This window comes from Streptomonospora sp. PA3, from assembly GCF_009728995.1.
In the GTDB taxonomy this organism is placed as follows: Bacteria; Actinomycetota; Actinomycetes; order Streptosporangiales; family Streptosporangiaceae; genus Streptomonospora.
In genome coordinates this window covers 289,112-310,357 of sequence record NZ_VTZW01000008.1, presented here as the reverse complement: position 1 = coordinate 310,357, position 21,246 = coordinate 289,112, and the positions used below count along the sequence as shown (strand labels likewise).

Here is a 21,246-nt window from a genome sequence, read left to right as displayed (position 1 = left end):
CACGGGCCTCGCGGCGCCGCGGCGGGGCTCCAGGGCTCAGCGGCCCGCGGCGATCCGCTCGCGCTTCTCGGCGGCCTGCTGGTACAGGCGGCCGGCGCGGTAGGAGGAGCGCACCAGCGGCCCCGACATGACCCCCGCGAACCCGATCTCCTCGGCCTCGGCCGACAGCTCGACGAACTCCTCGGGCTTGACCCAGCGGTCGATGGGGTGGTGCAGCTTGGAGGGCCGCAGGTACTGGGTGATGGTCAGCAGGTCGCAGCCGGCCTCGTGCAGGTCGCGCATCGCCTGGCTGATCTCGGCGCGCTCCTCGCCCATGCCCAGGATCAGGTTGGACTTGGTGACCAGCCCGTCGGCGCGCGCCTTGCTGATGACCTCCAGGGAGCGCTCGTAGCGGAAGCCCGGGCGGATCCGCTTGAAGATGCGCGGCACGGTCTCGATGTTGTGCGCCAGCACCTCCGGCCGGGAGCCGAACACCTCGGCGAGCTGATCGGGGTCGGCGTTGAAGTCGGGGATCAGCACCTCGACGCCCGTGCCCGGGTTGAGCTCGTGGATCTTGCGGACGGTCTCGGCGTAGAGCCAGGCCCCGCCGTCGTCGAGGTCGTCGCGTGCCACACCGGTGACCGTGGCGTAGCGCAGCTCCATCTTGCGGACCGACTCGGCGACCTTGGTGGGCTCCATGCGGTCCAGCGGGCTGGGCTTGCCCGTGGCGATCTGGCAGAAGTCGCACCGCCGCGTGCACTGGTCGCCGCCGATGAGGAACGTGGCCTCGCGGTCCTCCCAGCACTCGTAGATGTTGGGGCAGCCGGCCTCCTGGCAGACCGTGTGCAGGCCTTCGCGCTTGACCAAGGAGTGCAGCTCGGAGTACTCCGGCCCCATCTTCGCCTTGATCTTGATCCAGGGCGGCTTCCTCTCGATGGGCGTCTCGCTGTTGCGGGCCTCGACCCGCAGCAGCTTGCGGCCCTCAGGAGCGACGGTCAACGCGGACCCTTCCTTTCCTGCTTCCCTTGTGGGGATTCGGTGTGCGGCGGGGCGCCCTCAGGCGCCGGCCGGCTCCGCCTCGCGGACCGGCTCGGGCGCCTGGTCCACGTGGCGGTAGCCCGTGGCGCCCAGGACCGCGGCCAAGTGGCGCTCGACGGCGGGGACGGCTTCGGCGACGGCGACGTCGCGGCCCAGTTCGGCGGAGAGCGAGGTGACCCCGGCGTCGGTGATGCCGCAGGGCACGATCCGGTCGAACCAGGAGAGGTCGTTGTCGCAGTTCAGCGCGAACCCGTGCATGCCGACCCCGCGGGCGATCCGGCAGCCGATGGCGGCGATCTTGCGTTCAGGCAGACCGCGGGCGGGATCGGCCGCCAGCCAGACGCCGGTGCGGCCCTCGACCCGCGTGCCGACCAGCCCGAACTCGGCGATCGCGCGGATGAGCGCCTCCTCCAGCATCCGCACGTAGCCGACCACGTCGATCGGGTCGGGCAGGCGCACGATCGGGTAGACCGTGGCCTGGCCGGGACCGTGCCAGGTGATCTTGCCGCCGCGGTCGATGTCGACGACGGGTGCGCCCGGATCGGTCAGCGGCCGGTCCCAGGGGCCGGTGCGCTTGCCCGCCGTGTAGACCGGCTCGTGCTCCAGCACCAGCACGGTGTCGGGAACGCGGTCGGCGACGCGGTCGGCGTGCACCCGCTTCTGCAGGTCCCAGCCCTCGTGGTAGGGGACGGGGGCGTCGGCGAGGCGGACGAAGACGAGCTCGCTCATAGATCCCACCATATGCCCCGGGCCGAACTCAGACGATGTCGGATAGGGCACCGGGCAGGCTCGGGAACCGGAAGGAATAACCGGCCTCCAGCAGGCGTTCGGGCACGGCCCGCTGGCTGACGAGCGCGGCCTCGTCGGCGAAACCGCCCAGCGCCGCGCGCATCGCGAAACCCGGCACCGCCAGCACGGCGGGGCGGCGCACCGCCCGCGCCACCTGCGCGGTGTAGGCGGCGTTGGTCACCGGCTCGGGCGCGACCAGGTTCACCGGGCCGGCCACGTCGGGCCGCTCCAGCAGGAACCGCAGTGCCCCCACCTCGTCGGCCAGCGCGATCCACGAGACGTACTGCCGGCCGCTGCCCAGCCGCCCGCCCAGCCCCAGCCGGAACAGCGGCAGGAGCGTGCCCAGCAGGCCGCCCGAGCGCGCCAGGACCACGCCCGAGCGGGCGTGCGCCACCGAGACGCCCGCCTCCTCGGCGGGCGCGGTCGCCGCCTCCCAGTCGGCGACCAGCTCGGCCAGGAAGCCGCGGCCGCGCGGGCCGTCCTCCCCGGTGGGCCGGGTTCCGGTGTCGCCGTAGAACCCGACCGCCGAGCCCGAGACCAGCCGGGGCGGCGGCGACTCCATGGCGGCCAGGGCGGCGGCGAGCGTGCGGGTGCCGCGGATGCGGCTCTCGCGCAGCGTGCGCTTGTAGCGGCGCGTCCAGCGCGCGGGGCCCAGCGGCGCGCCGGCCAGGTGCACCACGGCGTCCGCACCGGCGAGGCGGTCGGTGTCCACGCGGCCGCCGGGCTCCCAGCAGACCTCGGCGGCGTCGCGCGCGGGGCGCCGCACCATGCGCAGCACCTCGTGGCCGTCCTCGGTCAGGGAGCGGGCCAGGGCGCCGCCGATGAGTCCCGAGGCTCCGGTTATCGCGACTCGCATGGTGGCGAGCCTATCCGGACGAGCGTGCGGAACACCTCGCGCGCCAGGGTCCGGGCGCGGCGGGTGGCGGCTCCGGCGCACGATTCGATTGGCCGGTTTCCGCCAAACGGCTGCGACCACTCGCCCGGGGCAATACCGTAGTGTCAGTATCGCGGGACTCAACGTAACCGGCGAGTCCCGCGATCGGGCGGTGCCCCGCGCGGGGTGCCGCCGGCGCAGACCTTTGGTGATGGGGATCACCAGGGGGATGGTGAATGGTGGGGTAAAAGCGGGGCGGCACCCGGGACCGGGTGCCGCCCCGTTCCGCTTCCGGGGGTTCGGGGCTATGCCAGGCCCACCTCGGCCTCGAACGCGCCCTCTTCGAGGCGCTCGCGGATGTCCTGGAGGAACCGGGCCGCATCGGCGCTGTCGATGAGGCGGTGGTCGTGGGTCAGCGCCATGTACATCATCGACCGGACCGCGATGACCTCGCCCAGCTCGGGGTCGTCGACCACCACCGGGCGCTTGACGACGGCGCCGGTGCTGAGGATGCCCACCTGGGGCTGGTTGATGATGGGCGTGTTGAACAGCGCGCCCACCTCTCCGGTGTCGGCCAGGGTGAAGGTGCCGCCGCTCAGTTCGTCGGGGTTCAGGCTGCCCGTGTGCGCACGCTCGCTGAGGTCGGCGATCTTGCGCGCCAGTCCGCCCAGGTTGAGGTCGCCGGCGTCCTTGATGACGGGCACGAGCAGCCCCGGATCGGTGTCGACGGAGATGCCGAGGTTCTCGATGCTGTGGTAGGTGACCTCGTAGGTGCTGCTGTCGATGACGGCGTTGAGCTTGGGGTGGGCCTTGAGCGCCTCGACGGTGGCCAGCGCGATGAACGGGAAGAAGCCCAACTCCACGCCTTCGCGCTCCTGGAACTGCGGCGCGGCGTGTTCACGCAGTCGGGCGACCCCGGTCATGTCGACCTCGACGACCTGGGTGACCTCGGCCGAGATCCGCAGCGACTCGGCCATCTGGTCGGCGATGGTCTGGCGCAGCCGCGACATGGTCTCGGTGGTGCCGCGGAGCCTGGTGTCGGCGGTCGCGGCGCGGGCGGTGCGCGCGGGCGCCGGAGCGGCGGTGCCGCCGCCGGCGGGGGTCTCGCGGCGCTTGCGGGCGGCCTCCTGCACGTCCTGCTTGCGGATGCGGCCGCCCACCCCGGTGCCCTGCACCGTGTTGAGGTCCACCCCCTCCTGGGCGGCGAGCTTGCGCACCAGCGGTGTCACGTAGGCCTCGGTGACGGCGTCGGTGCCCGCGGAGCGGCCGGTGCCGCTCAGCGTCTCGACGTCCACCGGCGGGGTGACGTCCTCGCGGCTGGGACGCGGCGCGGCCGCGGGTTCGGACGGAGCGGAGCGCTGCGGCTCGGGCTGGGGGCTGGACTCGGCCGCCGGCTGCGGGGCGGGTTCGGGTGCCGGCTCGGGCTCGGGTTCGGGCGCCGGCTCCGGTGCGGCCTCCTCCGCCTGGGGTGCGGCGCTCTCGGCCGGATCGGAGGCGGGCTCCTCGGGCGCGGGCTCGGCCGGGCGCGCGGTGGCGCTTTCGCCTGCGGCCTCGCCGGCGCCCTCCTCTTCCCCGCCGATGATCGCGATCTCCGCGCCGATCTCCACGGTCTCGTCCTCGGCGACGAGGATCTTGGTCAGCACCCCCGCCGCGGGGGACGGGATCTCGGTGTCGACCTTGTCGGTCGAGACCTCCAGGAGGGGCTCGTCGACCTCGACGGTGTCGCCCTCCTGCTTCAGCCACTGGGTGACTGTGCCCTCGGTGACGCTTTCGCCCAGCTCGGGCATTGAAACGGAAGTCGGCATGGTTCCTCTTAAATGGACGTGCGGAACGCGGGGAAAGAAAAGCGGGGCGAGCCCCCTGCCCGCCCCGCGGTCGTCTCATTCGTGGACGTGCAGCGGCTTCCCGGCCAGTGCCAGGTGCGCCTCGCCCAGCGCCTCCGACTGGGTCGGGTGCGGGTGGATCAGCTGGGCCACCTCGGAGGGCAGCGCCTCCCAGTTGTAGATGAGCTGGCCTTCGGCGGTCAGCTCGCCCACGCGGGAGCCGATCATGTGCACGCCCAGGACGGGCCCGTCCTTCTGGGCGATGACCTTCACCGAGCCCTGCGTCTGCAGGATCTGGCTCTTGCCGTTGCCGCCGAGGTTGTAGTCGAGCTCGACGATGTCGTAGCCGCGCTCCTTGGCCTTCGCGGAGGTCAGCCCCACCGAGGCGACCTCGGGCTCGGAGTAGGTGATGCGCGGGACGCCGTCGTAGTCGATGGCCGGCGGGTTGTGCCCGGCGATCTGCTCGGCCACGTAGATCCCCTCGGCGAAGCCGACGTGGGCCAGCTGCAGGGTGGGGATGAGGTCGCCCACGGCGTAGATGTTGCCCACGCCGGTGTGCAGGTTCTCGTCGACCTTGACGAAGCCGCGCTCCAGCTGGATCCCGTTGTCCTCATAGCCCAGGCCCTCCGAGACCGGCGCCCGGCCGATGGCCACCAGCAGGACCTCGGCCTCCAGCGACTTGCCGCCCTGCAGGGTGACGCTGACCCCGGAGTCGGTGGTCTTGACGCTCTCGAACGGGGTGGCCAGCTCGTACTTGATGCCGCGCTTGCGGAACGCCCGCTCCAGCTGCTTGGAGGTGGACTCGTCCTCCAGCGGGAGCAGGTGCGGCAGCGCCTCGACGATGGTGACCTCGGCGCCGTAGGAGCGGTACACGCTGGCGAACTCGACGCCGATGACGCCGCCGCCCAGCACCACGACCGACTTGGGGACGCGGTCCATGGTCAGGGCCTGCTCGCTGGTGATGACCTTCTGGCCGTCGATGTCCAGACCCAGGGTCTTGGGCGCCGAGCCGGTGGCCAGCAGGATGTTGGTGCCCTTGTAGACGGTGTCGCCGACGGTGACCTCGTCGCGCCCGGTCAGCCGCCCCTCGCCTTCGACCACGGTGATGCCGTGCGACTTGATCAGGCCGGTAAGCCCGCGGAACATGCGGTTGACGACCTTGTCCTTGTAGGCGTTGACGCCCGCCATGTCGATGCCGTCGAAGCTGGCCTTCACGCCGAAGGTCTCGCTGTCGCGGGCGGCGTCGGCGACCTCGGCCGAGTGCAGCAGCGCCTTGGTGGGGATGCAGCCGACGTGCAGGCAGGTGCCCCCGAGCTTGTTCTTCTCGATCAGGGCGACCTTCATGCCCAGCTCGGAGGCGCGGATGGCGGCGGCGTAGCCACCGCTGCCGGCTCCCAGGATCACCAGGTCGAAGGTGCCGCCGTTCTCACTCACGGGAAGGACACTCCTTGATGTGGATGTGAATGTTCGTCTGGATCGGACGCGTCCGCGCGGCCGGGCCGGGGTGTGCCCGGCCGCCGCTATTCAGTTCTCGCTCGCTCGCGCCGCCGCCCGCTGCTCGCGGTCGTCACGTCAGCTCGCCCGCGCCGCGCGGTTCTCCGCGATGCTCTCCGCGACCCGCACCAGCGTGCGGGTGGCGGCACCGGTGCCGCCCTTGGGGGTGTAGCCGTAGGGCCCGCCCTGGTTGAACGCGGGGCCGGCGATGTCCAGGTGCGCCCACTGCACGCCTTCGGCGATGAACTCCTTGAGGAAGACGCCCGCGGTCAGCATGCCGCCCCAGCGGTCGCCGGCCACGTTGGCGATGTCGGCGACGGCGGAGTCCAGGCCCTGGCGCAGCTCCTCGGGCAGCGGCATCGGCCAGGCCTGCTCGCCGGCGGCGGTGGCGGCGGCCACGACGTCCTCGCGCACCCGGTCGTCGTTGGCCATGACGGCGAAGACACGGGTGCCCAGCGCGACCAGCTGGGCTCCGGTGAGGGTGGCGACGTCCACGATCAGGTCGGGGGAGTCCTCGTGCGCGCGCACCAGCGCGTCGGCCATGACCAGGCGGCCCTCGGCGTCGGTGTTGAGGACCTCCACGGTCTTGCCGCCGTAGATGGTCAGCACGTCCGAGGGGCGCTGGGCGCTGCCGCCGGGCATGTTCTCGGCGATGGCGAGGTAGGCCACGGCGTTGACCGAGGGACGCAGCAGGGCGATGGCGCGCATCGCGCCCAGGACCGCGGCCGCGCCGCCCATGTCGGACTTCATCCAGTCCATGGAGGAGGCGGGCTTCAGCGAGAGCCCGCCGGAGTCGAACGTGATGCCCTTGCCCACGAACGCGACGGTGCCGGCGGCCTCGGGGTGGGTGTACTCCAGGCGGACCAGCCGCGGGGGGTTGTCCGAGCCCTGCCCCACGCCGATGATGCCGCCGTAGCCGCCCTCGGCCAGCTGGTGCTCGTCCAGCACCTCCACGCCCAGGCCGTTCTCCCGGGCCACTTCGGCGGCGATGCCGGCGAGGTCCTCGGGCACCAGGTCGGCGGGGGAGGTGTTCACCAGGTCGCGGGCGAGGCCGACGGATGCGGCGACGGCGTTTGCGCGCTCGGCCGCCTCCCGGGCGCCTGCGGCGGTACTGGCGACGATGAGCTCGGTGGCGGGGGTGCGGGTGTCCTCGGCGGTGCGGTAACGGGTGAAGGAGTAGTCGCCCAGCAGCGCACCGAGCGCGGCCGCGTGGACGAGTTCGGGGGTCTCGGCGGGCAGGGCCAGGGCGACGCGCGACTGCGCCGAGCCGCGGGAGCGCAGGGCCGCGCCGGCGGCTCGGGCGACGGTATCGGGGTCGAGCGCCTCGCCGGAGCCCGGCGGCGCGCCGAGGCCCACCGCGATCACCACCGGCGCGGTCAGCGCGCCCTGCGTGGGGACCCTGTGCACCTCCTCGGCGGCACCGGTCGCCCCGAGCAGCGACAGCGTCTTGGCCAGGCTGCCCGGGAAGGCGGCGTCGACGGCGCCGGCACCGGCGGCGGGCCGGGGGCCGTCGTCCGCGGAATGGTAGCCGACCACCACCGCGTCGACGTCGAGCGAAGCGGGGGATTCCGTATTAACTGACAACGACGTGCTCACGCCCCCGATGCTAGCCCTTGTGACGTGCCCCCGGGCACCTCGCCCGCGGCGTGGCCGTCCATGTGCCGGGGATCGGCGGTTGCGGGCGTTCCGCAGGCCTGCGCACTCCTGCGGGGGCGCGGCGGCGGGCGCGGGCGGGCGGGGGAGCGGGCGCGCGGCCGCAACGGCGCCTGCGCGCGGCGATGGCGGCGGGACCGCTCTTCGCGCCGCCGGCGGGGCTCCGGCCGGTACCGCCCGTGCCGGGTCGCCTGCGGTCGGCGGCGGGTGAGCGTGCAGGCGCCGAAGCCGCGACCGGACGGGCCCGGCGGCCCGCACCGCGGGACGCGGCCGGAGGCGCTCGGGCGCGTGTGCTGTGAAGAAATGTGACGATGCCAACACGGTTACTCACCGGTATTCCGCGGCGGGTCTGCCGGCGTTGCGGCGGCGGGCGGGCTCCGCCCGCTGTGCGGACGCGGGGATCGGGCCGGCGCCGGTCCGGCTCGCGGAAGCGGCCGGCCCGGGGTCACACCGCTGCGGCGGCGACCACCAGGGCCGCGGTGGCCGCGGTCTCGGACAGGGCGCCGAGGGTGTCTCCGGTGATGCCGCCGGTGCGGCGCACCGCATGGGCGAGCAGGACCGCGGCGGCGCCCAGGCCCCCGGCGGCGGCCGCGGCGCAGGCCAGGGCGAACGGCGCGCCGACCGCCGACCCGGCCAGCGCAGCGAGCAGCAGGACCGCCACCGTCGCCGCCCCGGCCGCCCAGTGCGGCACGGTGCCTGCCACGAACGCCCCCAGGCCCTCCGGGCGGGCCGAGGGCACGCGCGGGGTGCACGCCCAGGTGATGGCCAGCCGCCCCGTCGCGCTCGCGGTGACCAGGGCGGCGGCACCGGCCGGGAGGGAGGCGTCGGCGAGTGCGCCCAGCGCCGCCGCCTGGGCCAGCAGCATCAGCACCAGCGTGATCACGCCGAAGGGGCCGATGTCCGAGCGCCGCATCACCTCCAGCGCGCCCTCGGCCGGGCGCCCGCTGCCGAGGCCGTCGGCCAGGTCGGCCAGCCCGTCCAGGTGCAGGCCGCGAGTCAGCAGCGCCAGCGCGGCGAGGGCCGGCACGGCCGAGGGGAGACCGGGCAGGCCGGCCAGCCAGGCCGCCGCCAGCACCGCCGCCCCGGCGGCGCCCAGAGCCGCACCCACCAGCGGCGCCAGTGCCATGGCCCAGCCCGCGGCGGTGCGGTCGACCCGGGGCGCCGCGACCGGCACCGCTGTCAGCGTGCCCGCCGCCATTCGCAGGCCGTCGACGGCATTGCGCGCCGCGCCGCCTGCGGGCCGCCCGGCACCCGAGCCGGCGCTTCCGGGGCTCGCCGAGTCCGGGCCGTCTGCGGTGGGCATCGTGCTCCCTACGTCGCTATCCGTGTGCTGCGGCCATGGGGGCGGGATGCGCGCAGCGGTGTGCGGCGCTTCCCCAAGCGCACTCATCGCCGCGACTCTGCGGCTCCCGGCTCCGGACGGTTCCCGGCGGGTCCCCGACCACCGGGAGCGCGGCGCCCCGGCGGACGTGCGCCGCCGGACCGGCCGTGCCCCCGGTCTCAGGGCAGCTCGACCACGCGCCCCGCCGTCGCCAGCAGGACCTCCTCGGACTGGGCTCCCAGCAGCTGGTTGACCCGGCCCAGCCAGTCGCGGAAGAGGCCGCCGCTCACCGTCGCCGGCACCACACCCGACCCGACCTCGTTCGTCACGGCGACGACGTAGGCCGGGCAGCGGCGCCAGACCTCCAGCAGTTCGGCGACCCGCGCCGACAGCTCCTCCTCGGCACCGGCCGGCGGGCGCTCCTCCCACAGGCCGCAGGACTCCATCGCACCGGCGAGCCAGGTGCCCACGCAGTCGAACAGCACGGCGCCCCGCGCCTCGCGCAGCACCGCGGCGGCGTCGGAGGTCTCCTCGGTCTTCCACCAGGAGGGCCGGCGGGAGCGGTGCAGCGCCACGCGGCGCGCCCACGCCTGATCACCGCCGGGATCGGGACCCGTGGCCAGGTAGGTGACATCGGGCTCGCCCAGCAGCCGCCGCTCGGCCTCGGCCGACTTGCCCGACCGGGCGCCTCCGGTGATCAGCACCCGGTGCGGCCCGCGCGCCCGCTCGGGGGGCCACGCGGCCGGAGGGCACCACAGCTCCTGGCCGTCGACCGGGGCCGAGGCGCCCCACAGCCGTGCCCGGCGCTCGAACTCCGCGGGGGAGTGCACCCGGTGATCCCCGCCGACGGCCAGGACCGCGGTCGTGGTGGTGACCACGCCGGCGCGGCGCAGCGCGCCGATCGCCGCCGCCGACTCGCCCACGTCCACGATCGCGACGTCGACCTGGTGGGCGGGCGCCGTGGATGCGGAGGCGGCATGCGCGGTCCAGGTTTCGGCGTCCGCGCCGCCGCCCCGGTCGGCGGAGGCGGGCGGCGGCGCGCCGATGTCCGGGGGAGGGGGCGGGTCGGCCGGCGCGTCGGAGCGGGCGAGGAGCAGGCGCCCCCCGCCGGGGCCCTCGACCCGGGTGCCGTAGGGGGTGACCTGCACCGCGTATCCCGGCGGGGGAGCCGAGACCGGACCCGCGCCGGGCTCGCGGAGCGTCAGCGCGTCGTCGACCGCGATCCGCACGGGGACGCGGCGGTTCTCGGCGGCGCGGTTGCAGGAGGCGCAGCGGCACTGGGGGGCGGGCCACCCCTCGGAGCCGGAGGTGCCGGAGAGTCGGATTCGCACGTTGGCCAGTTAACAACATCGGGGGCGGGGGAAGCGGGGCGAACGCCCTGGTGGGTCCGCGGAGCCGAGTCGGCGGGCCGGCGGGCCGGCCGCGGCCGCGGGTCGGGCGGTTTCGCTTTGCGGGCACAGCCTATGCTCGGAAAACCCCCGCTCCCGGAGCCGGGAGCGGGGCCGCCGGAGCGAGTCGGACGCGAGCAAGGAGAAGGGGCGTGCCATGGCCTGGAGTTGGCGGTACGAGACCGAGCAGGGCAAGCCGCTGGACGACGGCTCCCTGCCGGCGGAGCTGTTCTCCTCGCGCGGCGACGCCGAGAGCTGGCTTGGGGAGACCTGGCGCGACCTGGTCGACGGCGGCGCCTCCCGCGTCACGCTGCTGGAGGACGACCGGCCGGTGTACACCATGAGCCTGGACGACCCCGCCTGAACGCCCCCGCGATCCGCCCGGCCGGGGACGAGCCGGCTGCGCCGGGGCCGGGGCCCGGCCGCTCCCGCGGATGCCGCGGAGGCGGCCGGCGCCCCGGCGGAGCGGGTCAGGGACGCTGCTCCGGGCTGACCGTCAGCGCCGGGTCGCGGCGGATGCTGTCGCCGAGCACCTCGTCGATGCGGCGCATCAGGTCGGCGTCCAACCGCTTGCCGGCCGCAGCGGCGTTGTCGCGCACCTGCTCGGGGCGCGAGGCGCCGATGATCGCCGCCGAGACGGCCTCGTTCTGCAGCACCCAGGCCACCGCGAGCTGGGCCATGGTCAGCCCCGCCTCCTCGGCCAGGGGCACCAGCCGCTGGACGCGCTCCAGCACGTCGTCCTCGAGGAAGCGGCTGATGAACCTGCCGCCGGTCTCGTCGGTCGCGCGCGAACCGGCCGGGGCCTCCTGGCCGGGCCGGTACTTGCCGGTGAGCACGCCCTGGGCGATGGGGGAGAACACGATCTGCCCCAGCCCGCCGCGCCGGCTGGCGGGGATGACCTCGGACTCGATCACCCGCCACAGCATGCTGTACTGCGGCTGGTTGGAGACGATCCGGTCCAGCCCCATCTCGTCGGCCAGCTTCAGGGCGCGCTCGATCTCGTCGGCCCGCCACTCCGAGACGCCGATGTAGCAGACCTTGCCCTGGCGCACCAGGTCGTCGAAGGCCCGCAGGGTCTCCTCCAGCGGGGTCTCGTAGTCGAAGCGGTGCGCCTGGTAGAGGTCCAGGTAGTCGGTGCCCAGCCGGCGCAGGCTGGCCTCGCAGCCGCGCACGATGTGCTTGCGGGACAGGCCCCGGTCATTCTTGCCCGGACCCACGGGCCAGTAGACCTTGGAGAGGATCTCCAGGCCGTCGCGGCGCTGGCCCTTCAGCGCCCGCCCCAGGACCTCCTCGGCGCGCCCCTGGGCGTAGACGTCGGCGGTGTCGAAGGTGGTGATCCCCTCGTCCAGCGCCGCGTGCACGCACGCGGTGGCGGCGTCCTCCTCGATCTGGGAGCCGTGGGTGAGCCAGTTCCCGTAGGCGATCTCGCTGATGACCAGACCGCTGTTTCCAAGATGCCGGAATTCCATGCCGAGCACCTTACGCCGGGCCGGGGCGGCCGCCCGCCCGCAGGGTGGGCCGACGCGCCGCCCCGATCGCGGGCCGGCGAGGGGTCAGCGCCCGGGCGCGGGTACGGGGTCGCCCGGCTTGACCTTGGGCTTGGGCAGGCGCAGCCGCCGGATCTGCAGCTGGCGCATCGCCGCGTACATGCCCGCGCCGCGCACGGAGGCGTCGCCGGGGAAGAGCTCGCGCGCCTGGCGCTTGACGCGGTTGCCGACGTACATGCCCTCGGCGATGATCGTGACCATCATGGCCGGCCAGACCACATAGGTGACCACGGCCTGGAACTCCGGGGAGGGCAGGAACAGCAGCACGATGACGGCCAGCGAGAAGTAGAGGAAGAACTCGCTGACGCTGCGCCGGGAGTCGACGACGTCGCGCGCGTAGGCGCGCACCGGCCCGAGGTCCTGCGGCCGGTAGTGGCGCTCTTCGCCCGGAGGGCCGCCGCCCTTGCGGGCCGGGCGGGGGGAGTTGAGCGAGCGGCGTTCGCGGTAGGCCCGGAACGCCTCCTTGCGGGTCCGCGGCGCGCTTACCGGGCGCCGCAGCGGGACCTCGGATTCGCGGCGCTTGGGAGTTGGCGCGCCCTTCTTGGGGGTATATCCCTTAGGTTGGGTGGCCTCAGCAGTGCCAGGGCCGGACGCGGCCGGATCTTCGGTTGCGGGAACGGAGCGACGTCGGAACACGTCTACCAGGGTAGCCGGTCCGAGCTTCATGGCGACCCTTCGCGCGAGCGCGTAGGGTTGAATGCAGCGCCCGCCGGGAACAGCCGATACACGGACCGAGAAGGGGACGGCCACGCCGATGAGCGTGTTTCAGCGACTTTCCATGATCTTCAAGTCCAAGGCCAACCGGGCACTGGACTCCGTCGAGGACCCGCGCGAGACCCTCGACTACTCTTACCAGAAGCAGCTCGAACTGCTGCAGAAGGTCCGCCGCGGCGTCGCCGACGTCGCCACCTCCCGCAAGCGGGTCGAGTTGCAGGTGCAGCAGCTGGAGCAGCAGTCGGGCAAGCTGGAGACCCAGAGCCGCCAAGCGCTGCAGCAAGGCCGCGAGGACCTGGCGCGCGAGGCCCTCACCCGCCGTTCCGGCCTGCAGTCCCAGATCGACGGCCTGCGCCAGCAGCACGAGCAGCTGCAGGGCGAGGAGCAGAAGCTGACCCTGGCCGCCCAGCGCCTCCAGGCCAAGGTCGACTCCTTCCGCACCCGCAAGGAGACCATCAAGGCCACCTACACCGCAGCCCAGGCCCAGACCCAGATCAGCGAGGCGTTCTCGGGCATCTCCGAGGAGATGGGCGACGTCGGCATGGCCGTGCAGCGCGCCGAGGACAAGACCGCCGAGATGCAGGCCCGCGCCGGCGCCGTCGACGAACTGCTCGAATCGGGCGCCCTCGACGACGTCAGCGGCACCTCCAAGGACGACATCCAGTCCGAGCTGGACCGCATGGCCAGCAGCAGCGGCGTGGAGCTGGAACTGGAGCGGATGAAGCAGGAGCTCGGCCAGGGCTCGGCCGCCGCACCGCAGATCGAGAAGGGCGACTCCTCCGGCTCCCAGAGCGGCGCGGGCAACACCGGCGGCAGCGCCGGAGCCAACGGCAGCAGCGCCGACGGCAGCCAGACCCAGCCCTACCGGCAGGGGGAGGGCGCATGATCGTCCGCATCATGGGCGAGGGCCAGGTGGACCTCTCCGAAGCCGACCTCGACCTGCTCAACAGCTTCGACAAGACGCTCGAAGAGGCCCTGGAGTCGGGCAGCGAGGAGACCTTCCGCCAGGCCCTGCACGATCTGCTTGAGCGTGTGCGCGAGGACGGCAAGCCGCTGCCTCCCGACTCCCTGGAGCCCTCGCAGTTCATCCTGCCCCACGCCGACGCGACCATGGACGAGGTCCGCGCGATGCTCGGCGACGAAGGGCTCCTGCCCGACCTCGCCTGAGCGTCGGAGCACCCTCGTTCGCACGTCGTCGCGTCCCGGTCGGCTGTCACGGTGGCCGCCGCGCTCCGCGCGGCGGCCACCGTCGTGTCCGGGCCCGCTCCCGGCGCCGGGTTCGTCGGCGCGCCCGCCGCCGCACCCAGGGCGCGGCGGCCCGCGCTGAATAGACTGCAGGTGACCGGCCGGATCCGGTGCCGCCTCGCCCGCGGCGCCCGCCGGCCGGCGGGGACCCGGCGCAGCCGGGGCCGAACCGTGCAAGCGGACGACGGGAGCGCGGCAGTGGCTGGTTCGAAGTTCATTCCCGATCGCGGGCTGACCACCCGGATGGTCGCCACCATGTCCCTGCTGGGGATCCTGTACGTGGCCTTCGTCATCGCGCTGTACCTGGTGGGCATGCCGCTGTGGCTGCTCGTGGCGGTCGTGCTGGGCGTCGCCGCGTTCCAGTACTTCGCCTCCGACAAGATCGCCCTCTTCTCCATGGGCGGCCGCGAGGTCTCGCCCGCCGAGGCCCCCGAGCTGCACGCCGTCGTCGACCGGCTCTGCGCCATGGCCGACATGCCCAAACCCAAGGTCGCCATCGCCCGCACCGACGTCCCCAACGCCTTCGCCACCGGCCACAACGGAAAGAACGCGGTGATCTGCGCGACCACCGGCATCATGCGCCGGCTCGACACCGCCGAGCTGGAGGCCGTCCTCGCCCACGAGCTCTCCCACGTCGCCCACCGCGACGTGATGGTCATGACCATCGCCGGCTTCCTCGGGATCGTGGCCGGCTTCCTGACCCAGATGGGCCTGCGCTTCGCCTTCATCAGCGGCGGAGCCCGCAACAACAACGGACCCGCCCCCGCCGTCGTCGCGCTGCTCGTCGTGCTGGTCAGCGCCGTGGTGTGGGCGCTGAGCTTCCTGCTGACCCGGGTCCTCTCGCGCTACCGGGAACTCTCCGCCGACCGCGCCGCCGCCTACCTGACCGGCCGCCCCTCCTCGCTGGGCAGCGCGCTGACCAAGATCAACGGGGACATGGCCCGCATCCCCACCGACGACCTGCGCCGGGCCGAGCCGTTCAACGCCTTCTTCTTCACCCCCGCGGTGTCCAAGAAGGGCTTCAGCCTCAGCAAGCTCGTCTCCACCCACCCCAGCCTCGACCAGCGCCTGGCCCAGCTCTCCGACATCTCCCGGCAACTGGGCACCGGCGCCTGAGGGCGCGCGGCCCCGGGCAGCGACGCCCGCACGCCCGGGCTCACCCCAGGCGCGGCCGCACGACAAGCCGAACACGAAGAGGACCTCCGCCATGAGTTTTCTGCGCGCCCTGCTCGGCCGCTCCAAGCCGGCCCAGCCCGATCTCGACGCCCTGTTCGGCCTGCCCTCGGCGGCCATCACCCTGCAGGCCACCTCCGGCCTGCGCCCCACCGGTACCGGGTCGGTGGCCTTCCGCGCCGCCGAAGGCCGCGCGTTCAGCGAGTTGCAGCAGAGCGTCACCGATCTGCTCAACACCGACGACGGGCCGCGCGTCGAGGCGACGGCCGACGAGTACGGCTACACCTGGCTGGTGCTGGAGGCGCCGGCGGCAGCCCAGGAGGACCCCGGCTCCGGCGGCGGCATCAGCGACCTGGTCACCGACATCCACGCGGTCAACTCCTCCCTGGAGGCCCACGGCTTCGGCCCCTCACTGCTGTGCTCGCTGGTCGCGTTCGCCGACGAGGCGGGCGAGCGCCGGGTGGCCCTCGTCTACCTCTACAAGCGCGGCACCTTCTACCCGTTCGCGCCGCTGGCCGGGCAGCGCCGCGACAACGCGCTGGAACTCCAGGTGGAGGCCGCCATCGGCAACGACCTCGCGATCGAGAAGGACAAGGGCCGCTGGTTCCCCGTCTACGGCGCCCCCGGACTGTGACCCGCAGCCCGGCCGTCCACAGCCGGCCGGGCCCGGCTCGCCGGTGCGATGAGGGGCAGGGCACACTGGTCGGGTGCGTATCGTTATCGCTCCCGACAAGTTCGCCGGAACCCTCAGCGCCGTCGAGGCGGCCGAGGCGATCTGCGAGGGGTGGCTCCGGGCCGACCCCGGCGCGCAGACCCGCCTGCTGCCGCTGTCCGACGGCGGTCCCGGCTTCGTCGAGGTCCTGCACACCGCTTTGGGCGGCACCCTGCACGACACCGAGGTGACGGGGCCGCTGGGCGGTTCCGTGCCCGCCCGCTACCTGGTCTCGGGCGCCACCGCCTACATCGAGAGCGCCCAGGCCTGCGGACTCCATCTGGTCCCCGAGGACCGGCGCGACCCCGGCCGCACCACCAGCCGGGGCGTCGGCGAGCTCATCGCCGCGGCCGCGGCCGCGGGCGCCCGCAGCATCGTTGTCGGCCTCGGCGGCAGTTCCACCAACGACGGCGGCGCCGGCATGCTCGCGGCACTGGGCGCCGAGCCCGCCGCGGGGCTCAGCGGCGGCGGCGCGGGGCTGAGCGCCCTGGACTCCCCGGTCGACCTCGCCGCCGCGCGCGCGGCGCTGCGCGGCGCCTCCCTCATCGCCGCCACCGACGTCGACAACCCCCTGCTGGGCCTGCACGGCGCCAGCGCGGTGTTCGGCCCGCAGAAGGGCGCCGACGCCGACCAGGTGCAGCGGCTGGACGCCGCGCTCGCCGCCTTCGCCGAGGCCACCGACCCCGGCGGCCTGCGCGAGGCGCCCGGCGCCGGCGCGGCCGGCGGGCTGGGCTACGGCATGCTGCTCCTCGGCGGCGCGGTGGAGTCCGGAGTGGCCCGCGTGCTGGGGGCCGTGGGCCTGGCCGAGGACGTCGCGGCGGCCGATCTGGTCATCACCGGCGAGGGCTCCTTCGACACCCAGTCGCTGCGCGGCAAGCTGCCCCACGGCGTCGCGCGCGCGGCCGCCGACCAGGGCGTGCCCTGCATCGTGCTGGCGGGCGCGGTCGCGGTGGGCCGCCAGGAGGCCGCGGCCGCCGGGATCACCGAGACCTACTCGCTCGTGGAGTCGGCGGGCTCCACCCAGGCGGCGCTGAGCCGCTCGGCCGAGGAGCTGCGCAAGCTCGCCGCGGGCGTCGCACGCCGCTGGTCGGGCGGCCGCGCCGGCGCCGACACCGGCGCCGACCGGGGCGACGACCGGTCGGCGCGCTGAGCCGCGGCGGGCGCGTCGGCGCACGTCCGCGCGGACCCGCACCGTCCCCAGAGAGGATCACCGATGATGGCGGCGACCCCGGCGAGCGCCTAGTCTGGACAGCGGCAGCATTGCGCGTCCCCGCCACGGGCAGGAATGCACCAGCGGCCGTGGGCGTTGACCAGTTCGGGTCGACCAGTGCCAGTGGCGGCCGCCACGCTTTTACGGAGGAGCTAGCAGATGACGGTACAGAGCGAGGCCCCCGCGCAGGGCATCATCCTGACGGAGAAGGCGTCGAGCAAGGTCAAGAACCTCCTTGAGCAGGAGGGGCGCGACGACCTGCGGCTTCGTGTCGCCGTGCAGCCGGGCGGCTGTTCGGGGCTCCGCTACCAGCTGTTCTTCGACGAGCGCGAGCTCGACGGCGATGTCGTGCGCGACTTCTCCGGCGTCGAGGTCGTCACCGACCGGATGAGCGCCCCCTACCTGATGGGCGCCACCATCGACTTCGTCGACACGATCGAGAAGCAGGGCTTCACGATCGACAACCCCAATGCCACGGGTTCCTGCGCCTGCGGCGACTCCTTCAACTAAGGCGCGTGCCTTCGGCTGCCGGTGCCCCGCGGCGGGGCCGCGGCGGCGCGGCCGGGTATCGCCACGCAGACCGATCGAGGGTCCGCACGCCCCCATCCGGGCGCGCGGACCCTCGTCGTCTGCCGTCCCCTAACCCGGCGCGGTTTTCCCCGCCCGGGCCGAGTGCACCGGGCGTATTACGGAACGGAAAGCGCGTCGCGAAACAATGCCGTTTCGCAAATCGCCGCAGGGGGCGGAATTCCGCCGCCGCGCCGAGAACCGGCCCGGTCCGGCCGGCGATTCGCGGACAAGCCGCACGCCGGCCGAAAAACCCGTGCTGACCAGGGGATACGTAGAGCCCTGGGCGGGCGCCTGCAGCGGGCGAAACCGGCATGGGTAGGCTTGAGGACCGTCCATTCTCCCCACTACCCAAGGAGCCCTCTGCAGTGCGCATCGCGGTTACCGGATCGATCGCCTCCGACCATCTGATGACCTTCGAGGGACGGTTCTCCGAACAACTCATCGCCGATCAGCTTGAGCAGGTGTCGCTGTCGTTCCTGGTGGACGAGCTTGAGGTGCGACGCGGCGGCTGCGCCCCCAACATCAGCTTCGCCATGGGGGTCCTGGGTCTGAGCCCCGTCCTCGTGGGCGCAGCGGGGGCCGACTTCGACGAATACCGCTCCTGGTTGGAGCGCCACGGGGTGGACACCTCCGGCGTGCACATCTCCGAGCTCCGCCACACGGCGCGCTTCGTCTGCACCACCGACAAGGACCACAACCAGATCGCCTCGTTCTACCCCGGCGCGATGGCCGAGGCCAAGAACATCGAGCTGAAGCCGCTGTCGGACGCGGCCGGCGGTTTCGACCTGGTGCTCGTCAGCGCCAACGACCCCGGCGCCATGACCCGCCACAGCCAGGAGTGCCGCGACCGCGGCCTCGCCTTCGCCGCCGACCCCTCCCAGCAGCTGGCCTTCATGGACGGCCCGCAGGTGCGGGAGCTGATCGAGGGCGCCACCTACCTCTTCACCAACGAGTACGAGAAGGCCCTCTGCGAGCAGAAGACCGGCTGGAGCGAGGAGGAGATCCTCGACCGAGTGCAGACCCGCGTGACGACGCTGGGCGCCAAGGGCGTGCGCATCGACCGCAAGGGTGAGCCGCCCATCAACGTCGGCCCCGCCGCGGTCAGCGAGAAGGTCGACCCCACCGGCGTCGGCGACGCGTTCCGGGCCGGCTTCCTGGCGGGCCTGTCCTGGGGCCTGTCCCTGGAGCTGTCCGCCCAGGTCGGCAACGCCATCGCGGTGCACTGCCTGGCGGTCAACGGCCCGCAGGAGTACGACCTGACTCCGGCGAGCCTGCTCGACAAGATCACCGAGTCCTACGGCGAGGACAGCGCGCGCGAGATCAAGCCGCACCTGTCCTGAGGCCGTACCCGGCTTCCGGGCCCACCGGCGCCGCCCCGCGCGGCGCTGCGGTGGACGGGCCTTCCCGGCGGAACCGCGGGCGTCTCGGCCCGCTCGCGACTCCCGCCGGGGAGGCCCTTTCGTCTTTCCGCGAGGCCCCCCGGCGGCGCTCATCCTGTACGTGCGTGCGGTCACTCGTGAACGCGCACGATGACCGGGTACACGATCGGCGCCCAAGAGGGCGGGGATCAGTCGGTGCGGTGGCGGTGGGCACGCCGGCAGGGGCGGCCGCGGACCGGACTGGTGCCCGCGTCGGCGCCGGACTCGGCGCCTCCGTCGGCGAGGAAGCCGAACAGCGCGCGCTCCAGCCGGCAGACGGTCCGCGCCGGGGCGCTCCAGGGCACGCGCACCAGAGCGGCGTCGGCTCCGCCGGCGACGTCGACCCACACCGTCGCGCCGCGGGCGTCCAGCTCCCACAGCCACGCCCGGCCCTGCGGAGCCCCCGGCAGCCGGCACGCGGCCCGGGTCAGCTCGTCGCGGTAGCGGTCGTTGACCCGCTCGACGATCTCCTCGGCCGGCTTGGCGACCGGATCGGGGCGGGTCAGCGTGAACGCGGCGCCCTCGACCACCCCGGCCGCGTCGTAGGTGTGGTAGAAGACACGGCGCGGCGCCATCCGCAGCAGTACCGGCGCATCGGGCTCGGGCCGGAGCGCGGCCGCGGCGAGCAGTCCCTCGTCGGGGTGGCGCTCCCACACCGTGAGCGCCGCCGAGCGCCGCTCGTGGGCGGGCACCGCCTCGGCCCTGCCCTGGCACCACAGCCGAGCGCGTACAGTAGAGGTGCGACCCACACGCCGGATCGCGGACAGATCGACACCGACCTCAGGGCCGGGATCTGCGCGCCGCCCCTCCCGCACCGCCTCGTGCAGCGGGTGGTGCGCCGCGACCCACAGGACTACGCGCCCGGCGTGATCGACCGCCCCGGCAACGTTGAAAGGCGTGTCGGGATTGTCTGCCAACGCCGCTGCGGTGGGGGTCGCCGTGGCGGCAAGGGAGCGGACCCGTTCGGTCTCGGACGGGCTGGGCTGTCGCATGGCACCTCCTAGACTTAGGCAAGCCTTACCTAGGACTCCCGTTTTTGCAAGTGACTCATAGACGGAGGACGTGAATGCGCTACACCGGACCTAAGGTGCGGTTGTCCCGGCGCGCGGGTACCCCGCTGACCCGTAAGGCGGTCAGCTACTTCGAGAAGCGGCCCTACCCCCCGGGTGAGCACGGCCGCCGAGTCCGGCGCTCGACCAGCGACTACGCGGTCCGCCAGGCGGAGAAGCAGAAGCTGCGCTGGTACTACGACCTGTCGGAGAAGCAGCTGGCCCGCACCTACGAGACGGCCAAGAAGCGCCCCGGGCGCACCGGTGAGGAGCTCATCGCCGAGCTGGAGACGCGGCTCGTCTCGGTGGTGCTCCGCTCCGGGCTCGCGCCGTCGATCTACGCGGCGCGCCAGTACATCAACCACGGCCACATCACCGTGGACGGCAAGAAGGTCGACATCCCCTCGTACCAGGTCAAGCCCGGCCAGGTCATCAGCGTGCGCGAGAAGTCCCGCCAGATGGTGCCCTTCGTCGAGGCCGCCGAGGGCGTGCACGCCGACGAGAAGACCGCGGGCTACCTCGCCGTGAGCCACAAGGACCTGCGCGTGGCGGTCGTCGACCGCCCCAAGCGCGAGCAGGTTCCGGTGCCCTTCGACGAGCAGCTCGTCGTGGAGTACTACGCGCGCTGACCCCGGCGCTTCGCGTGCCTGATACGGGCCGTGCGACCCCGGATTGCCGGCGGTCGCACGGCCCGCTGCTTTGCGATGCCGCCGGCGCCGGCCGGGGCGGCCTTCAGTACATCCGCCGGATGTGGAACGCGCTGCCCTGCGCCAGCGGCACCTCGGCCACGAACTCCTGCATCTTCATCCGGCACCAGGACGGGATGTCGGTGCGAGCGGCCGGGTCGTCGGCCGTGACGGCGATGACCGAGCCGATCGGGACCTCCCGGATCCGGCCGGCGAGCATGATGATGGGGATCGGGCACTTGCGCCCGATCGCCTCGACGGTCACCAACGGCTCCTCCGCCAACGGAGCTCCTCTCACGGTTGCGCGTACTCCATTCTTTACCCGAGGACGCGGCTAACCGGCACCCGGTTAAGGGGTCGGTAAACACAGCGGTACTCTCGCCTTAGTCCGCACGCGACCGCCGCATCCGCAAGACTCCGGCGGCCGCGGCAGCGGACCGGGCGACACACCGCTCCGCCGGGCCGCCCCGCAACCCGACCGCCCCTGGGCGGGCGGGGCCGCGGGCGGGCGCGCGGCCGCGCGCCTTCGAGGGGCGCGGCCAACACGCTGATCAGGCATGCCC

Annotated in this window: 21 protein-coding genes; 9 read left to right on the top strand and 12 right to left on the bottom strand. The window is 73.6% G+C overall.

What is annotated here, in order from left to right; genetic code table 11:
• Nucleotides 1-36: 36 nt before the first annotated feature.
• The 8 genes from lipA to FZ103_RS07200 form a co-directional block, all read right to left on the bottom strand.
• Nucleotides 37-978, bottom strand: a complete 942-nt coding sequence (lipA, locus tag FZ103_RS07235) for a lipoyl synthase (protein ID WP_155999797.1) — start codon at nucleotides 976-978, stop codon at nucleotides 37-39.
• Between the two features lie 57 nt (nucleotides 979-1,035).
• A complete protein-coding gene (gene lipB, locus FZ103_RS07230) occupies nucleotides 1,036-1,746 on the bottom strand; it encodes a lipoyl(octanoyl) transferase LipB (protein WP_155999795.1) in 711 nt (236 codons plus the stop codon).
• Nucleotides 1,747-1,774: 28 nt separating this feature from the next.
• On the bottom strand, nucleotides 1,775-2,662 hold the full coding sequence (locus FZ103_RS07225) for a TIGR01777 family oxidoreductase (protein WP_155999793.1): 888 nt from the start codon (nucleotides 2,660-2,662) through the stop codon (nucleotides 1,775-1,777).
• A 323-nt stretch (nucleotides 2,663-2,985) separates the two neighbouring features.
• The gene (gene sucB / locus FZ103_RS07220; protein ID WP_394350082.1) at nucleotides 2,986-4,485 is read right to left on the bottom strand and encodes a 2-oxoglutarate dehydrogenase, E2 component, dihydrolipoamide succinyltransferase; all 1,500 of its coding nucleotides are present in this window, start codon (nucleotides 4,483-4,485) and stop codon (nucleotides 2,986-2,988) included.
• Between the two features lie 75 nt (nucleotides 4,486-4,560).
• The gene (gene lpdA / locus FZ103_RS07215; RefSeq protein ID WP_186355950.1) at nucleotides 4,561-5,937 is read right to left on the bottom strand and encodes a dihydrolipoyl dehydrogenase; all 1,377 of its coding nucleotides are present in this window, start codon (nucleotides 5,935-5,937) and stop codon (nucleotides 4,561-4,563) included.
• A 138-nt stretch (nucleotides 5,938-6,075) separates the two neighbouring features.
• Entirely contained in the window at nucleotides 6,076-7,593 is a 1,518-nt protein-coding gene (locus tag FZ103_RS07210) for a leucyl aminopeptidase (protein WP_186355949.1), read from the bottom strand.
• A gap of 502 nt (nucleotides 7,594-8,095) precedes the next feature.
• Entirely contained in the window at nucleotides 8,096-8,848 is a 753-nt protein-coding gene (locus FZ103_RS07205; protein WP_156000070.1) for an adenosylcobinamide-GDP ribazoletransferase, read from the bottom strand.
• Between the two features lie 302 nt (nucleotides 8,849-9,150).
• Nucleotides 9,151-10,194, bottom strand: coding sequence for a bifunctional adenosylcobinamide kinase/adenosylcobinamide-phosphate guanylyltransferase (locus FZ103_RS07200; protein ID WP_186356013.1), 1,044 nt, complete (start codon nucleotides 10,192-10,194; stop codon nucleotides 9,151-9,153).
• A gap of 322 nt (nucleotides 10,195-10,516) precedes the next feature.
• Between FZ103_RS07200 and FZ103_RS07195 the strand changes: the two genes are divergently transcribed.
• A complete protein-coding gene (locus FZ103_RS07195) occupies nucleotides 10,517-10,723 on the top strand; it encodes a hypothetical protein (RefSeq protein ID WP_155999789.1) in 207 nt (68 codons plus the stop codon).
• A 106-nt stretch (nucleotides 10,724-10,829) separates the two neighbouring features.
• Here FZ103_RS07195 and FZ103_RS07190 read toward each other — a convergent pair whose 3' ends face one another.
• Together FZ103_RS07190 and FZ103_RS07185 are read right to left on the bottom strand one after the other, a co-directional pair.
• A complete protein-coding gene (locus FZ103_RS07190) occupies nucleotides 10,830-11,828 on the bottom strand; it encodes an aldo/keto reductase family protein (protein ID WP_155999787.1) in 999 nt (332 codons plus the stop codon).
• 84 nt (nucleotides 11,829-11,912) lie between these two features.
• A complete protein-coding gene (locus FZ103_RS07185; protein WP_186355948.1) occupies nucleotides 11,913-12,542 on the bottom strand; it encodes a DUF3043 domain-containing protein in 630 nt (209 codons plus the stop codon).
• Between the two features lie 142 nt (nucleotides 12,543-12,684).
• Here FZ103_RS07185 and FZ103_RS07180 point away from each other — a divergent pair, with 142 nt between their 5' ends.
• The 7 genes from FZ103_RS07180 (at nucleotide 12,685) to FZ103_RS07150 (ending at nucleotide 18,870) form a co-directional block, all read left to right on the top strand.
• Entirely contained in the window at nucleotides 12,685-13,506 is an 822-nt protein-coding gene (locus FZ103_RS07180) for a PspA/IM30 family protein (protein WP_394350081.1), read from the top strand.
• A complete protein-coding gene (locus tag FZ103_RS07175; protein WP_155999783.1) occupies nucleotides 13,503-13,787 on the top strand; it encodes a hypothetical protein in 285 nt (94 codons plus the stop codon). The genes FZ103_RS07180 and FZ103_RS07175 overlap by 4 nt, the downstream gene beginning before the upstream one ends.
• A gap of 276 nt (nucleotides 13,788-14,063) precedes the next feature.
• Nucleotides 14,064-14,981 carry a zinc metalloprotease HtpX gene (htpX, locus tag FZ103_RS07170; RefSeq protein ID WP_186355947.1) on the top strand — a complete coding sequence of 306 codons (918 nt, stop codon included), beginning with the start codon at nucleotides 14,064-14,066 and terminating at the stop codon, nucleotides 14,979-14,981.
• A gap of 91 nt (nucleotides 14,982-15,072) precedes the next feature.
• A complete protein-coding gene (locus tag FZ103_RS07165; protein ID WP_155999781.1) occupies nucleotides 15,073-15,672 on the top strand; it encodes a hypothetical protein in 600 nt (199 codons plus the stop codon).
• 73 nt (nucleotides 15,673-15,745) lie between these two features.
• Nucleotides 15,746-16,900 carry a glycerate kinase gene (locus FZ103_RS07160; RefSeq protein WP_186355946.1) on the top strand — a complete coding sequence of 385 codons (1,155 nt, stop codon included), beginning with the start codon at nucleotides 15,746-15,748 and terminating at the stop codon, nucleotides 16,898-16,900.
• A gap of 219 nt (nucleotides 16,901-17,119) precedes the next feature.
• Nucleotides 17,120-17,470 (top strand): iron-sulfur cluster assembly accessory protein, encoded by a 351-nt coding sequence (locus tag FZ103_RS07155; protein WP_155999779.1) that lies wholly within the window; start codon nucleotides 17,120-17,122, stop codon nucleotides 17,468-17,470.
• Nucleotides 17,471-17,895: 425 nt separating this feature from the next.
• Nucleotides 17,896-18,870, top strand: a complete 975-nt coding sequence (locus FZ103_RS07150) for a carbohydrate kinase family protein (protein ID WP_186355945.1) — start codon at nucleotides 17,896-17,898, stop codon at nucleotides 18,868-18,870.
• A gap of 227 nt (nucleotides 18,871-19,097) precedes the next feature.
• On the opposite strand, the gene FZ103_RS07145 is transcribed toward FZ103_RS07150, so the two are convergent.
• Nucleotides 19,098-19,940, bottom strand: a complete 843-nt coding sequence (locus tag FZ103_RS07145; protein ID WP_155999775.1) for a DUF2470 domain-containing protein — start codon at nucleotides 19,938-19,940, stop codon at nucleotides 19,098-19,100.
• A gap of 74 nt (nucleotides 19,941-20,014) precedes the next feature.
• On the opposite strand from FZ103_RS07145, the gene rpsD reads away from it, so the two are divergent.
• The gene (gene rpsD, locus FZ103_RS07140; protein ID WP_155999773.1) at nucleotides 20,015-20,626 is read left to right on the top strand and encodes a 30S ribosomal protein S4; all 612 of its coding nucleotides are present in this window, start codon (nucleotides 20,015-20,017) and stop codon (nucleotides 20,624-20,626) included.
• A 103-nt stretch (nucleotides 20,627-20,729) separates the two neighbouring features.
• Here the strand turns inward: rpsD and FZ103_RS07135 are convergent, their stop codons facing one another.
• Nucleotides 20,730-20,966: a sulfurtransferase TusA family protein gene (locus FZ103_RS07135; RefSeq protein WP_155999771.1), complete on the bottom strand. Its 237-nt coding sequence runs from the start codon at nucleotides 20,964-20,966 to the stop codon at nucleotides 20,730-20,732.
• Between the last annotated feature and the right edge of the window lie 280 nt (nucleotides 20,967-21,246).

Excerpts from the sequence above, each read along its gene's own strand:
- FZ103_RS07190 (WP_155999787.1), bottom strand. The coding sequence starts at position 11,828 with ATGGAATTCCGGCATCTTGGAAACAGCGGTCTGGTCATCAGCGAGATC.
- FZ103_RS07155 (WP_155999779.1), top strand. The coding sequence starts at position 17,120 with ATGACGGTACAGAGCGAGGCCCCCGCGCAGGGCATCATCCTGACGGAG.
- FZ103_RS07225 (WP_155999793.1), bottom strand. The coding sequence starts at position 2,662 with ATGCGAGTCGCGATAACCGGAGCCTCGGGACTCATCGGCGGCGCCCTG.
- FZ103_RS07175 (WP_155999783.1), top strand. The coding sequence starts at position 13,503 with ATGATCGTCCGCATCATGGGCGAGGGCCAGGTGGACCTCTCCGAAGCC.
- FZ103_RS07145 (WP_155999775.1), bottom strand. The coding sequence starts at position 19,940 with ATGCGACAGCCCAGCCCGTCCGAGACCGAACGGGTCCGCTCCCTTGCC.
- FZ103_RS07195 (WP_155999789.1), top strand. The coding sequence starts at position 10,517 with ATGGCCTGGAGTTGGCGGTACGAGACCGAGCAGGGCAAGCCGCTGGAC.
- FZ103_RS07180 (WP_394350081.1), top strand. The coding sequence starts at position 12,685 with ATGATCTTCAAGTCCAAGGCCAACCGGGCACTGGACTCCGTCGAGGAC.
- rpsD (WP_155999773.1), top strand. The coding sequence starts at position 20,015 with ATGCGCTACACCGGACCTAAGGTGCGGTTGTCCCGGCGCGCGGGTACC.
- FZ103_RS07165 (WP_155999781.1), top strand. The coding sequence starts at position 15,073 with ATGAGTTTTCTGCGCGCCCTGCTCGGCCGCTCCAAGCCGGCCCAGCCC.
- lipB (WP_155999795.1), bottom strand. The coding sequence starts at position 1,746 with ATGAGCGAGCTCGTCTTCGTCCGCCTCGCCGACGCCCCCGTCCCCTAC.
- FZ103_RS07205 (WP_156000070.1), bottom strand. The coding sequence starts at position 8,848 with ATGGCGGCGGGCACGCTGACAGCGGTGCCGGTCGCGGCGCCCCGGGTC.
- sucB (WP_394350082.1), bottom strand. The coding sequence starts at position 4,485 with ATGCCGACTTCCGTTTCAATGCCCGAGCTGGGCGAAAGCGTCACCGAG.